At 54.5% G+C, this 13,927-nt stretch carries 12 protein-coding genes; 3 read left to right on the top strand and 9 right to left on the bottom strand.

Features of this window, described 5'->3' with window-relative positions:
- Positions 1–379: 379 nt before the first annotated feature.
- Positions 380–1,549, top strand: a complete 1,170-nt coding sequence (locus tag ABJM03_RS00495; RefSeq protein ID WP_348414868.1) for a protein kinase — start codon at positions 380–382, stop codon at positions 1,547–1,549.
- A 435-nt stretch (positions 1,550–1,984) separates the two neighbouring features.
- On the opposite strand, the gene ABJM03_RS00490 is transcribed toward ABJM03_RS00495, so the two are convergent.
- From ABJM03_RS00490 to ABJM03_RS00460, 7 genes are all read right to left on the bottom strand, one after another.
- Positions 1,985–3,022, bottom strand: coding sequence for a siderophore-interacting protein (locus ABJM03_RS00490; protein ID WP_348414867.1), 1,038 nt, complete (start codon positions 3,020–3,022; stop codon positions 1,985–1,987).
- A complete protein-coding gene (locus ABJM03_RS00485; RefSeq protein ID WP_348414865.1) occupies positions 3,015–4,172 on the bottom strand; it encodes an MFS transporter in 1,158 nt (385 codons plus the stop codon). Before ABJM03_RS00485 ends, ABJM03_RS00490 begins: the two co-directional genes overlap by 8 nt.
- Positions 4,173–4,225: 53 nt before the next feature.
- Positions 4,226–6,328: a TonB-dependent siderophore receptor gene (locus tag ABJM03_RS00480; RefSeq protein ID WP_348414864.1), complete on the bottom strand. Its 2,103-nt coding sequence runs from the start codon at positions 6,326–6,328 to the stop codon at positions 4,226–4,228.
- A 323-nt stretch (positions 6,329–6,651) separates the two neighbouring features.
- Positions 6,652–7,929 carry a TRAP transporter large permease gene (locus tag ABJM03_RS00475; RefSeq protein ID WP_348414863.1) on the bottom strand — a complete coding sequence of 426 codons (1,278 nt, stop codon included), beginning with the start codon at positions 7,927–7,929 and terminating at the stop codon, positions 6,652–6,654.
- Between the two features lie 4 nt (positions 7,930–7,933).
- Positions 7,934–8,464, bottom strand: a complete 531-nt coding sequence (locus ABJM03_RS00470) for a TRAP transporter small permease (protein ID WP_348414862.1) — start codon at positions 8,462–8,464, stop codon at positions 7,934–7,936.
- A gap of 83 nt (positions 8,465–8,547) precedes the next feature.
- Positions 8,548–9,531, bottom strand: coding sequence for a TRAP transporter substrate-binding protein (locus ABJM03_RS00465; RefSeq protein ID WP_348414860.1), 984 nt, complete (start codon positions 9,529–9,531; stop codon positions 8,548–8,550).
- A 150-nt stretch (positions 9,532–9,681) separates the two neighbouring features.
- Positions 9,682–10,200 carry a redoxin domain-containing protein gene (locus ABJM03_RS00460; protein WP_348414859.1) on the bottom strand — a complete coding sequence of 173 codons (519 nt, stop codon included), beginning with the start codon at positions 10,198–10,200 and terminating at the stop codon, positions 9,682–9,684.
- A gap of 151 nt (positions 10,201–10,351) precedes the next feature.
- Here ABJM03_RS00460 and ABJM03_RS00455 point away from each other — a divergent pair, with 151 nt between their 5' ends.
- Positions 10,352–10,771: a heme-binding protein gene (locus tag ABJM03_RS00455; protein WP_348414857.1), complete on the top strand. Its 420-nt coding sequence runs from the start codon at positions 10,352–10,354 to the stop codon at positions 10,769–10,771.
- Between the two features lie 65 nt (positions 10,772–10,836).
- Here ABJM03_RS00455 and ABJM03_RS00450 read toward each other — a convergent pair whose 3' ends face one another.
- Positions 10,837–11,580, bottom strand: coding sequence for a glucose 1-dehydrogenase (locus ABJM03_RS00450; RefSeq protein WP_348414856.1), 744 nt, complete (start codon positions 11,578–11,580; stop codon positions 10,837–10,839).
- 438 nt (positions 11,581–12,018) lie between these two features.
- Between ABJM03_RS00450 and ABJM03_RS00445 the strand changes: the two genes are divergently transcribed.
- On the top strand, positions 12,019–12,711 hold the full coding sequence (locus tag ABJM03_RS00445; protein WP_348414855.1) for a GntR family transcriptional regulator: 693 nt from the start codon (positions 12,019–12,021) through the stop codon (positions 12,709–12,711).
- Positions 12,712–12,765: 54 nt separating this feature from the next.
- On the opposite strand, the gene ychF is transcribed toward ABJM03_RS00445, so the two are convergent.
- Positions 12,766–13,863 carry a redox-regulated ATPase YchF gene (gene ychF, locus ABJM03_RS00440; RefSeq protein WP_348414854.1) on the bottom strand — a complete coding sequence of 366 codons (1,098 nt, stop codon included), beginning with the start codon at positions 13,861–13,863 and terminating at the stop codon, positions 12,766–12,768.
- Positions 13,864–13,927: the final 64 nt, after the last annotated feature.

Below are 13,927 nucleotides of genomic sequence, written 5' to 3'. Positions count from 1 at the left end.
ACCGCCCGCATTCCGCACTTGGCGGCAAACCACCCGCTGTGATCTATTGGCAGCGAATGGCAGAACCCAAACCCGATCAGCAGGTGCAAAGAGTAGCTTAATCTACGCCAGATACTGTCCAACAATTGGGGAGTAGCTCAGTATTGTCTTCGCTGCCGAGGCAAGAGGCGCTTTTCGTTGGGGAAGCAGCAGCATTGCCTGCGCGCGTTAAAATTCGAACACTTCCCAAGCACAAACTGCCAGACTCAAATGATATTTCGTTTGCTGCTGGATGGTCCAGAGAGCTCCAAGAACGGGCGGTTCTGGATGCTATTTCGTTAAGAATGCAAAGTTAATCCAAAGATATGATGCCGGAACTAAGTCAACAAAGGGCGATAATTTGTTCGGCCAAACCGATCACGCGACGCGAGTAAAGATCGCCATGTTTATGCTGATTAGTTTCAGCATAAACATGATTTTCCAAAGGGAACTGCTGAATATGACCGAAGTGCCGTTCGATACTCTCTCCGAAGAAGACAGAAATGAATTGATAGCCTTCCATGGCAAGGCTCAGAAAGTGACCGGCACCGGTGAAGGTTTCTCCGGGGGAGTCGTATTTTTGGGCAACGGCGAGAATGTAAGCCCTCGCAGTATTGCGGCAAAATATCCCAAAAATAAGGTGGGACTCGACGCAAAAGAAAGGGCTCTACGGTTTCTTCGCGAGTTAGAGATGCAAGCAAAGTCCCATTATCATCAGAATGTTCACTGGCCTTTCAAAGTCTGTATGATTTTGGGTGTTCCTGTCGCCTATTTTCGCCGCTGGGAAGGTGACCTTTCATCATACATTGAAGGCGTTTCGCTTGGAGATACAGGCCGTTTAGTGTTGATGATACAGTTAGTTTCAGGTCTATTACATTGTCATGCAAGAGGATTGATCCATCAAGACTTGAAGCCAGAAAACATTTTTGTACGGGACTTAAGCAAGAGCATTAGAGATCTTCCAGCTGCCGATTATTGGTTCCGACCAATGGTTGCAGATTTTGGCAGCGTGAACCTTGCTTCAGAAATCAATGAGTACCGTGGAAGCCGGCCTTACATGGCCCCCGAGCAGTGGAACAAAGAGCCCTTAGATGAAAAGACAAGCTCCTTTGTCGTTGGCATAATATTGCACGAGTTGATGTCGCGTGGAAGGCACCCTGAGGGTACTCATTTTGGCGCTTGGCATCGCGGTGAAAAGCCGATGTTCAATCGGTTGCAAAAAGATACCTACTGGCGGAAATGGCTGAGCCTATCATGCTCGGTGGCTTGCCCTCTCCAGAACCCAAATCTGGCGAAAGTGGTATCCGACTGTCTTCAAATTGACCCCGCGCTGAGACCAAATTTGACCGAGATACAGCATCGCCTGCAATCTATTTTGGCGGGCCTTTCTCACAGGGCATCGTGTCAGTCAGACCTATTCCTTGTGGAAGCAAAGAAAAGTACTTCTCCCAATGATTGGGCCGATCTCAACGAACAATTGGCATCATTGGCTCGAGCTATAGAGAAGACTTATCCATCATCACTCTCATAGTAAGCCTACATCCATTTTGGACCAACCATGATAAGTGAACAGATTTTGAAGCACACCATATCTCCGTAGTGTGGTATGAAGTGTGGTTTTTTTGTGAGTGATTTATATTTTCAGTATTAAATTCAAATACTTGAATTGCCAATAAGGCTTCCTTCGTCTCCGCCATTTCACCTAAGGCGTTGTTTATAAGGTTGTTCACCCTGTGGCACACCTTGCTCTGCGGTATATGATGGACCACAATAACACGCCCCAGAAAATTTACCTAAGATGCGCATCAAGGCCATTTCCGAGAAGCTGGACAGTTACGATCAGGTCTTCGGAGACCGTCTCAGTGTAAAACATTAGACACCTGCAAAGGGCGTGAAGTGCCCTCTACAGGTGCCTATCTGTTTGGGCAACCGCTGCCCATGAGGGTTATGACATAAGCGCCGTCCTTCATTGTGTTTGGGCCCGTTCCCCCCAGAACCCCGATATATAGGCACCTTCACGATCATGGTCGCGTTTGCGCCATGTGGTGCGGACTGCAGATGCCTGCGCACGGTTGCCAGCGAACCACAGGAAAGGTGGGCTTGTCTCGTCTATACTTTTTATAGCATCCTCCGCCATCAGAGGCTTGCGATCGGGCGGGGCAAAGCTGACCTCGACGCCTGAGTGCTTGGGCAACGGATACCGCTGTGCGCAGGGTTTATCGCCATATAGTATAAATCGGCCGGTCAGGTCGGGATTGGCCTTTAGAATACGCGCCACGGCTGGAAATCCGGTCTCGTCGGCAAAGCCGTTGATCGTCTCGGGGATCTTGCAACCGCCGCCACCCGGGCTTGTGATGAGGACGTCAACGCCCGCTGTAGCCCTTTGCGCCCATTGCGTGGCCCGCCCGCCCGCGTGAGCGAAAAGATCGAATGAAAGCGTCCCGTTTGTTTGGTCCACATGGCGGGCAGTATAAACGGGCAAATGCAACCGATCCTCCCCTTCGGGCCATAGGGTGCTGCCGTTGTCACCGACCTGTGGCCACGGCATGGGCCGCCCTTGCGGCGCAATGCCGAGGCGGAAGTGAATAGCATCATCTGAAAACCGCGAAACATCGCCGCGCAGGACCACACGCAGAAACCCGCTATCCATCACCTCGACCGATGCGAATTTCATCGCCCAGATATTCGCCGGCAACTTCGCCACTTGTGCGGCATCATTCCACCTGATGTCCTGTGCCACCAAGGGAAAATCCGCGTTGATCTGATCCACAAGTGAATCCTTGAGAATCTGGACATAATCCGCATGTGGCGCGCGAATTTCGACCCGTGCGCCCGCCCCCGACAGCATAAACTCCACGCTTCCGTAATAGGTATCAATATGCAGACCCGAAGAGCTGTCGCGCAGGATGGTCAGCTCATGTTCTTCGGCGTGCGCCCTTATCATCGGGCGGAGCGATGCAAAGGCCAGTTGAGGCAGATCAGTAGAGGCATGAGTTTCAGACATGAGAAGGTCCTTTTTGTGCGGCGATCCGTGCGATGAAGGGCACAGCAGCCAGCGAAACCGTGCAGGCCAGTGCAAAGAAGATGCCATAGCCGAAATGCTCGGCGATAAAGCCGGCTGCCACGCCTGACACCATGCTGACAGCTGCATCCGCACATTGGAAAAGGGTGAAGTCTACGCCGCCTTGACGCGGGTCAGACCAGCGCATGAACTGGCCATAGAGCGCGACAAAACCAAACGCCATGACCGCAGCGCTGGCTACCATTGCTAGGGGCGCGACAGCAGCCGCGGGCAGGACTGCGTCACCTGCTGATAAAGCCACAAGCGCAAGCAGGCCGGATTGCAATATGACGGCCCCGATCAGAACTGCGCGCGTTCCAAATCGGCGCACAGCGAAGCCGCCAGATACAGCCCCCAGAAACCCAAGCGTCAGCCCGCCTGCCCCGCCAAGGATCCCCAATTGCGCAAGGTCATAGCCCGCATCCAGAAAATAGGGGCCAAACATACCCATAGCGGTCTTTTGGGCCACCACATACAGCGCGGCGATCAACAGGCCTTTGCGCACTTCGGGCCGTTTGAAGGCGGCCTTGAGGCTGGGATGATGCGGACGTGGTACAGCCTGCCTTGCCCGTGCGACCCAGGCAAAAGGAATGCAAAGAACTGCGATGGCCAGAGCCATGCTCCAGACTCCGATGCTCCAGCCTGCCCTATCCACGATGACCAGAAAGACACCCCCGCCAATGGCCGCTCCAAGATAGGCACCACCCACCTGCGCGGCATTGCCCAACCCATAGTGTGTTCCTTCCAACGCGGCGACGGCGTAACCGTCACAGGCTATATCAACCGTAGCAGTCGCAAAGGATGCGATCATAAGCACGCATAGAACAGGCAAGACAGGAAAGGGCCCTATCAGCCCCACCGATACAAGCGCTGCAACAACCACCGCAACGCCGAGCAGAACAATGGGCACAGAACGATCCCGCCCGCCGTCAGGCAGACGGAACTGCTCGACTCTGGGTGCCCAGAGAAACTTTAACGCCCAGGGCAACACCAGAAGAGAGACCAACCCGATACGGTCCAGCGGCAGCTCCTGAGCGCGCAGAACTCCCGGCAGCCCTGTCCATGTCACACCGCCGATCACACTTTGTGCCATGTAAACGCCACCGATCGCACCGATGACGTTCCATGATGTTCGAACGCCCGCCATCAGAACCGGTAAGAGATGCTGGCTGTGCCTGTCCGACCTTCGGTACGGTAGCAATAGCCGGCGCTGCAGGTTTGGTCGGTGTTATCAAAGACGTTTTTGACGTTCACCTGAAGCCCGAGGTTATCAAAACCGATTTCACCAAAATCATAGGCCAATGAAAGATCGCCATAAATTTGTGAATCGTTCTTGAAGGTATTTTCATCATCGCCATAGCTTTCGCCCACAAAGCGCAAACCAGCACCAAGGCCCCAGCCCTTGAGCGCGCCGGCAGTTGGTTCATAGAACGCCCAGATCGATGCCGTGTGCTGCGGCGTTGCAGAAAGCTGGTTACCCTCTGTTCCCGTCGCGCCGCGTTCGATCTCCATATCGAGATACGTGTAGGCAGCAAGCAGACGCACATCATTGCCAAGGTTGAACTGCCCTTCGACCTCGAAACCGCGCGACCGCAGATCATAGGGCACCTGAATTTGGTTCAGGCCGTTGAACACAGTTGCATCAACGGTTTGGAAGACAACGCCGTCTTCTTGTTCGATGTCGAAAATCGACGCCGTGATAAGGCTTTCGGTGCCGGGCAATTGGTACTTTAGGCCGATCTCCTTTTGCAACCCGCGTGTCGGATCGCCCGAGCGACCGCTATCGGGATCGGTATTGCTGTCATAGACAAGCCCGGTAGTAGGCACAAAGCTGCTGGAGAGGTTCGCAAACACCGACAGGTCATTGTTCACAGCATAACTTGTGCCGATACGCCCCGAGAACCCTTCGGCAGAGGAGTCAGAGCCATTGCGCGACGCGTCAAACGTCGTGGTTTCGACCCAGTCGTAGCGCCCACTCACGAAGACTGTCCAAGGCCCGCTTTGCATCTGGTCATGCAAGTAGATGCCGTATTGATCCGTTTCCTGCCCTGACGAAAAGGGCTGAGACAGGGCATCGGTCTGGGCGGCAGAGACATAGCCAACACCCCCGTAATAAGCCTCGTAAGAGGAGTAGCTATAGTCGAAACCCGCGACCAGAGTATGGTCAATTGCCCCTGTTTCCAGCGCGGCCTCGATATTGGTGTCGACGCTCAGGTTTTCGGAATTCTCGAGGTAGTGCCCCCAATACCGGCCAAATTCGCCACCACCTGCATCATAGATCCCGCTGAACTCCAGATCGGCATCGACCTCGGAATACCGGAATTTCTGGCGCAAAATCACGGCATCGGTCAGCTCGTGCTCAACCTCATAGCCGATCCGCCATTGTTCATTGACGAAATCATTATACTCCGGATCACCGATATAAATGTCAGACGCTTCACCGTATGAAGGGTTGTAGTAGGACGCTGTGCCCCCGCGGGTGGATTTGGCATATTCGCCCAACAGGGTAATCGTCGTGCGATCCGTCAACTGATAGGTCAAGGAAGGCGCGATCAGGTCCAGATCGTCGCTGTACCCGTCCAAAGGCGTATCCGCATCGCGCTTCACGCCCGTCAGACGGTAACTTAGACGCCCGTCGCCAACAGGGCCGCTGAAATCCACAGCCAGCTCTTTATGGTCATCGGTTCCCAAAGTGAGCTGGATTTCATTATACGGATCGTCCTTAGGGCGTTTGGACACCACATTGACGATCCCGCCGGAGCCGCTCACCCCGTAGAGCGACGAGGACGGCCCCTTGAGCACTGAAACCGCTTCGAAGCTATAGGGGTGGTTCTGGTACCATGCCGAAGGGCCGTTAACCTGACGCAGCCCGTCGCGGAACAGCCCGTTGTAATAGGCCGAGAACCCCCGCAGATAGATCGCATCATAACGGCTATCGAAACCGAAGTTGGTCACATTGGCACCGGCAGTATAGCCAAGTGCATCCAACAGCGTCCGTGGTTCCTGATCTTCGATCTGGTCTTGGGTAACTGTGCTGATTGACTGGGGAATATCACGGATCGCCGTGTCCACACGGGTGGCTTGCCGACCGCTTTCGGCGACGTACCCGTTTTGCAGCAGCGTATCATCGCTTTCGGCTTCTAGAAAAATAGTACCCAGATCGGCACCGGTAGCATCTTGTGCTTGTGCTTGCAGGGGTGTGGAAATGGCAGAAAGCCCTGCGAGCAGGGCAAGACGAGAAACAGACATGGAAGCCTCCGGCTATGCCTTGGCTAGTTCTCGTTGGCTAGGGCAGTGAATATTTGAGCCGTACCTGACTAATTTAATAAGAATAATCCAGTGCGGCTAATTTCATATTCCAGATTGTGTCATGGCCGCAACAGGTACATCCCCCGCCGCGATTGGGCAGCGCCCGAAACCCGCGGCACCGCCTGGGTTTTGAGGCTCAGTCACTCAACTGTTGATGATGTTTTTTTGTATTGGCTCGGGCCGCCAAAATAGTAAGGCGCGGCGCTTGAGGGGATGCGAGCCTCACATCCTCTCAAAGACACCGCGCCTTTGTTACTTTGCCCTTAGAACAGGGACGGCAACCAAAGAGACACAGCCGGTACGTAAGTCACCAGTATGAGCGCCCCCAGAATGGCCAGATAGAAAGGCCAGATCGACTTCAAAGCTTCTTCGATCTTGATCCGACCGACCGCGCAACCCACAAACAGGCAGGTTCCCACAGGCGGCGTACACAGACCAAGGCCAAGGTTCATCAGCATCATGATCCCGAACTGTGTCGGGTCCATGCCAAGGCCTTTGGCGATCGGCAGGAAGATCGGCGTACAGATCAAAATCAACGCGGCCATGTCCATGATCATACCAAGGATTAGCAGGATAACGTTGATCATCAGCAAGATGATGATCGGGTTATCGGAAATCAGCACCAATGCGTTGCTCAACCTCTCCGGCACTTGGTACAGCGCCAACAGATAGGCAAACGAACTAGCAAAAGCGATCAGGATCATCACCATCGACGTCGTCCGCACAGTGCCCGTGATCGAGACAATGAACGCTTTCCACGTGAGGCTGCGGTAATAGAACGTCGTCAGCAAGATAGCATAGATCGCGCCAAAAGCACCGGATTCCGTGACCGTGAATAGACCGGACAATGTGCCGCCCACAATGATCACCGCCGTCAGAAAACCCGGAATCGCATCAGCAGCAGCGCGGGCGACTGCACCCCAGCCGGGGAACGGCTCTGACGGATAGTTGTGTTTGACCGACATAATGTAGGCCGCAATCGCAAGGCTGACGCACATCAGAATGCCCGGTACCACACCCGCCAGAAACAGGTTCGAAACCGAAATCCCCCCGCCTGCGGCAACGGCAAAGATAATCATGTTGTGGCTGGGCGGAATGACCACGCCTGCGATGGAAGAGGTCACTGTGACGTTCACCGCAAAATCAGGCCGGTAGCCGCGTTCCTTCATCACTGGCACCAGGATAGAGCCCAGCGCCGAGATATCGGCCACAGCAGAACCAGAGATCCCGCCGAACAACATGCTTGAAAAGATGTTCACCATCGCCAAACCACCTTTGAAGTGGCCGACCAGCGCGGTCGCCAACTTCACCAGCCGTTTGGCGATCCCGCCATGCAGCATGATCTCACCGGCGAGGACAAAGAACGGAATAGCGAGCAGGGAGAAAACCGACACACCGGCTGTCGCCCGCTGGAAGGTAATCAGCATCGGGAAGCCTTCATACCAGAAAGCAGAGGCCGCAGCGATGCCCATGGCAAAAGCGACAGGGATACCAATGACGATGCCGCCGCCAAAGACGACCAACAAAATTAACAGGCCCATGGGTTCAGGTCTCCAGCGCTATAGAAGTAGGTGTCCATGACCGATAGGTCAGAATACGGATCACGCCCCGCGTGCCGGCGTGCAGCACAATAAGCGCACCACATAGGGTGATCGCCAAGGTGCGGAAGCTTTCAGGTACGCCGAGCATCGGCAGCAGTGAATCCCAGCCGAATTTCATAAGCTCGGTCCCCGCGAGAAACATCACCGCACCAAAGGCGGCGAGGACAAAATCAATAAACACGATCAGAACTTTTTGCACCGCAAAAGGCATCATGTCACGAAAGAGCGATACACCAAGGTGGGTGTTTGAGCGCACGCCCGCCCCCGCCCCCAGAAACGCAATATAGCAAATAAGCATGAGGGCCAGTTGCTCGACCCACGTCGGCGTCACGTTCAAAACATAGCGGCCAAAAACAAGCCATCCGAATGTAATGATCAGCACGACCAAAGCGATAGATGCTGTAAATATACTGAGCCATTGAACACCGGCGAGTACAGTCTCGCACCGGTCCAGCAGGGCTTTTTGTCTGCTCATTTTTGCCACGCCTTTTGCAGGAAATGTCGTAGGGAGGCCCCTGCCCCAATGTTGAGACAGGGGCCTCCGTTTGGTTTGGCGACTTATTCCGCGTTGCGGATCATATCGACCAATTCCGTCAGGTCAGGGTTTGCCGCGAGGAAGTTCTCGTAGACAGGTGTCATCGCTGCTTGGAACGGTGCTTTGTCGGCAACTGTGTTCACAGTGGTACCACCGGCTTTCACAGTTTCCATCGAAGCTGCTTCGCGCTTCTGCCACAGCTCACGCTGCAAAACGGCGCTTGCGTGACCAGCTTCCTTGACGATTTTCTGCTCTTCTTCGGACAGGCTGTCAAAAGTCTTTTTCGACATGCAAAGGCACTCAGGAATGATCAGGTGCTCGGTCAAGGAGTAGTATTTGGCAACCTCGAAGTGGTTGGTGGATTCGTATGATGGCGGGTTGTTTTCCGCACCGTCCACAACACCCGTCTGGATAGACTGGTAAACTTCGGCGAATGCCATCGGCGTCGCGTTGCCATCCATGGATGCAACCATCTGCACGAACAGATCATTGTTCATCACACGGATTTTCAGACCTTCAACATCGGCAGGCGTGTTGATCGGGCGCACCGAGTTGTAGAAAGAACGCGCGCCGGCGTCATACCAACCCAGCGGCTCAACGCCACGCTCGCGCATACCGACAGAGATCGCTTCACCCACGTCGCCATCCATCAGCTTGTACATGTCGGGGATGGATTTAAAGATGAAGGGCAAGGAAACAACGTTGGCTTCGGGTACGGACGTACCGAATGGCCCAAGGCTGAATTCACCAAAGTCCAGAACGCCAAGGCGCAGCTGCTCAATCGCGTCAGGCTGGCTGCCCAGAACGCCATTGTGGAATGTTTTTGCGGTCAATTCACCGCCTGTGCGCTCTGCTACTTCTGCAGCAAAAGCTTCCATCGCGATGGACACAGGATAGTCCTCGACGTGGATGTTCCAGCCGCGCAATTCCTTTGCGGAAACAGATGTGGCCGCAAGAGCCATACAGCTGCCCATCAGGGCCGCGCGAAGTGTGAATGATTTAGTCATTAGATCCTCCCAGATGCTATTTGTGGTCAGGGGGCGATTTTGGCTCTTCGGCTTGAACCGCCCCTCAACAGGTATACTAGTATTAACACCGACGCTTAAAGTCAATCAAACTGTCGATGGTTTCACGCCCGTTTGTAGCGGGCATGTCGATCAAACAGTGCCGCGGTGCGGTCTGTCCTTTGTTTTGTTAAAGATCATGCCATCCAGCAACTCGCCCAATTCCGGACGCACAGCCGGGCCGTTCGAGATTGCAACGATGATCTGGCTGCCATCCGAGCGCATAACGAATGTGCCCGGCTCGGCAAAATTGCCATCCGCTTCATCAGGGGACAGCGGTTCGGTCACATAAACGCCCAGCGTTGCCATTTGATCTTCGGTCAGGCCATAGCCCAGATCGAAGCCCCAACCGAACTCATCCACATCTGCCTGCGCCTTTTCACGCGAATCAGCAGATACAACGACAACATCAAAACCTGCCTCGGCCCAATCGCCGCGCATATCGTTCAGGATGTTGAGATATTTCTTACACCGCGGGCAATGCTTGCCACGGTAGACTACCAGCAATGTCCAATTATCCTTTGGCCCCCCGACGGTGATCTCTCCGCCTTTGACATTCGGAAAGGTCATCGGGCTCAGGATACTTCCAGGAATTGGTTTAGGTGTTGGCATTTAGGTCTCCAGTACAGTTGGATGCGAAACATATATTACGTAGCCCAAAGCTACGCTACTAGCATACCAGATACATATCCAGTATGAATTGCAAGAGCGCGCCGTGTTAGCGCCAACGCTTTACCTACCTAATTGATGACAGGAAAAACCGATGCTCACCTTGCGCAGATTAGACAATGCAGATGCTGCCCGCATGATCAATGGGGCACGCGCCAAAGCCGAAGAAATAGGTGTACCCATGTGCATCGCCATTACCGATGAAAGTTCGAATCTGATGGCATTTCTACGCATGGACGGGGGCAAGGTCCCCAGCAGCACCATCGCAATCGACAAAGCCTATACCGCTGCAGGCACACGCAAATGCACCCACGAGCTGGCCGAACCAAGCATGCCGGGCAATCCGGTTTACGGGCTGACGTCAACTGTCGGTGGCCGGATGGTTGTGATTGCCGGTGGCGTACCCGTCTTTGCAGATGGTGTCGTTATCGGGGCAATCGGTGTCAGCTCTGGCACACCCGCGCAGGATCTAGCGGTCGCAGAGGCGGGCGTGCAGGCGCTTGAGTCCCTTTAACAAGCACCCCAAACAGGTTGCATCGGGGCAGGAAGCGACAACGTCGCCTCCTGCCCCCTGCATATTTAGCTAAACAGCATACCGCCGTTCAGGTCGATGTTGGTGCCGGTGATGAACGCGCTGTCGTCACAGGCCAGAAACAGAACCAGATTCGCAGCATCGACAACATCACCCTGACGCTTGAGCGGCGCATTGGCTTCAAAACCGCGACGGCCCGCATCGGGTGTGTGGATGTTGTGGAAGTCCGTATCAATCATGCCCGGGCACAGGGCGTTGACGCGGATATCTGGACCCAGCTCTTTTGCCAAACCACGTGTCATAGTCATCACCGCACCTTTGGACGTCGCATAAGCCACAGCACCCGGCCCACCACCGTCACGGCCGGCCTGACTTGCGAGGTTCACAATTGCACCGGATTTCATATGCGCAAGGCATGCCTTGGTCATCATAAATGTGCTGGTCAGGTTTAGCGTCATCACTGCATTCCAGTGCTCCAGCTCCATCTCGGCAATTGTCTTGCGCGCGATCAACCCGCCTGCGTTGTTGACCAAAACATCAATGCCACCGAAGGCTTCCATTGTTTTTGCCACCAAACCATCGACGTCGGCCTGATTGTTCAGATCACCCTGAACGGCAATAGCTTTACCGCCCGCAGCTTCGATTTTTGCCACGGTCGCATCAGCACCTGCGGAGCTGGCGAAATAGTTGATCGCAACATTTGCACCTTCTTCAGCCAACTTGACTGCGATTGCGCTACCGATGTCGCGGCCACCGCCGGTGATGATAGCTGTCTTACCCTTAAGTTTCATTGTCGTTCTCCTCGTTGTTTCCTGTTCGGCCTTAACCGGAAGCTACTGTAGGTTCGCGCGCTACCCTCAGGCACCCGCACACCCATCGGTGACCCCACAACAAACCACCACACGCCGATCTGTTGCTATCTGGATTTTCCGGCCTGCCCCCTGCACCATTCACACGACACTATAGGCCCGGATAAGACCCCTAGGTCTGGCACCAGGCATATTTCCTCTCCGTTATGAATAAGGCCTGCGGCAGCAATAACTACATAACTAGAATACTAGTTAAAATTCTGGAATACTAGTCCAAACTTGGTTATAAGCAGGTCGGCAGGCCTGTCTTTCACAGTGCCGCTCCGGTATGCAGGCGTGCGATAATATCTTAATGAAGTGCTTTGGCACCTCTGAAGGTTGCACATTATTCTTGCGACCATTTAACAAGGGGATGACGATATGGAAATTGCGGCCCGACTCACTGAAAGACGGACCAGCGTCGATGAAGTATTCGACTATCTCCATGATCAAATCACCTCGCTGGAACTACTGCCCGGCGACAAGATATCCGAGGCCGATATTGCCGCCCGCTTCGGTATCTCGCGACAACCTGTGCGCGATGCCTTCAGCCGATTGGCTAATCTTGACCTGCTGCTAATCCGCCCACAGCGCGCAACCGAAGTCAGACGGTTTTCAATGCGCGAAATAGAAAAGTCACGCTTTGTTCGGGCCGCTGTCGAAAAAGAAATATTGCGCCGTGCCTCTGCGCTTTGCAGCCCTGAAGGGGCAGCCAAACTGGATGCTGCAATTCTGGAGCAGAACGAGGCACTGGAAAAGCGCGATGTCGACCGGTTCGGCACTTTGGATTACGAATTTCACAAAACCATCTGCGAAATCGCGCAGGCCGATTTTGCCTTTGATGTCATCATGACCGAAAAAGCAAAAGTCGATCGCCTCTGCCGTCTGGCCCTATCCAAGGAACGCCGCCTGCCCGACCTTGTCACCGACCACAAAAAAATCGCAGAAGCCATCAAGGCCCATGATGCGGAAAAGGCCGTGGAAGTCGGTGTATTCCATCTGTCCCGTCTGGATGAAACGATCGAACAGATCACCGAGACCAACGAAAACTACTTTGAAGCCCCGGAGGCTTAGACAATAACCCCACCCGCGCAGTACGTGCCAACGCAGGCGGGGCGAAATTGGTGATCAGGTGTTGAACAAGAAGTGCAGAACATCCCCGTCCTTGACGGTATAGCCTTTACCCTCTGCGCGCATTTTGCCCGCTTCCTTGGCCGGCCCTTCGCCACCAAGGCTTACGAAATCATCATAGGCAATCGTCTCGGCGCGGATGAAACCTTTTTCAAAGTCACCGTGGATGACGCCAGCGGCCTTGGGTGCCGAAGTGCCCTGTTTGATGGTCCATGCACGCGCCTCTTTCGGGCCGACAGTGAAATATGTCTCGAGGTGCAAAAGCTCGTAACCCGCGCGGATCAGGCGGTCCAGACCGGCTTCCTGCAGCCCCATCTCTTCCAGAAACATTTCTGCTTCTTCCGGCTCGAGCTGGCTGATCTCTTCTTCGATCTGGGCCGAGATAATAACAGCCGAGTTGCCTTGCGCCGCGGCCATGGCGGCAACCTTGGCAGAGTGTTCATTGCCTTCAGAAGATTCGGATTCGCCGACATTGCAGACATAAAGAACCGGTTTGGTCGTGAGCAGCTGCAACATGCGCCATGCCTTGGCGTCATCTTCATCTACTTCGACCGTACGCGCAGGTTTGCCGTCTTCGATGGCAGCCTGTGCTGCGGCCAGCAGGCGGTCTTGCTGCACCGCGTCTTTGTCGTTGCCTTTGATCTTGCGCACGAGACCCGCGCGGCGTTTTTCGATGCTTTCCAGATCGGCGAGCATCAACTCGGTGTCGATGGTTTCGGCATCGGCCACAGGATCAACACGGTCCTCGACATGAGTCACGTCATCATCGTCAAAACAGCGCAGCACGTGGGCGATTGCATCCGTTTCCCGGATGTTGGCAAGGAACTGGTTGCCCAGACCTTCGCCTTTGGATGCGCCTTTGACCAAACCCGCGATGTCGACAAAAGTCATACGCGTAGGGATGATGGATTTTGAGCTGGCGATCTCGGCCAGCTTATCAAGCCGCGCATCCGGCACCGCGACTTCGCCCACATTGGGTTCGATCGTACAGAAAGGGAAATTGGCAGCCTGCGCCGCCGCCGTGCGGGTGAGCGCGTTAAAAAGCGTTGACTTGCCTACGTTCGGCAGACCGACGATACCCATTTTAAAACCCATAACAGCATCCCTTTGCAGCGTTTGGGCTGTGTTAGGGCGTCCTAGCGCGCTGTGCAAGGGCGCA

It is taken from the genome of Sulfitobacter sp. (assembly GCF_039977885.1).
Lineage (GTDB): Bacteria > Pseudomonadota > Alphaproteobacteria > Rhodobacterales > Rhodobacteraceae > Sulfitobacter.
Note: the sequence above shows the minus strand (reverse complement) of the source record. Positions and strands in the feature narration are given on the sequence as shown.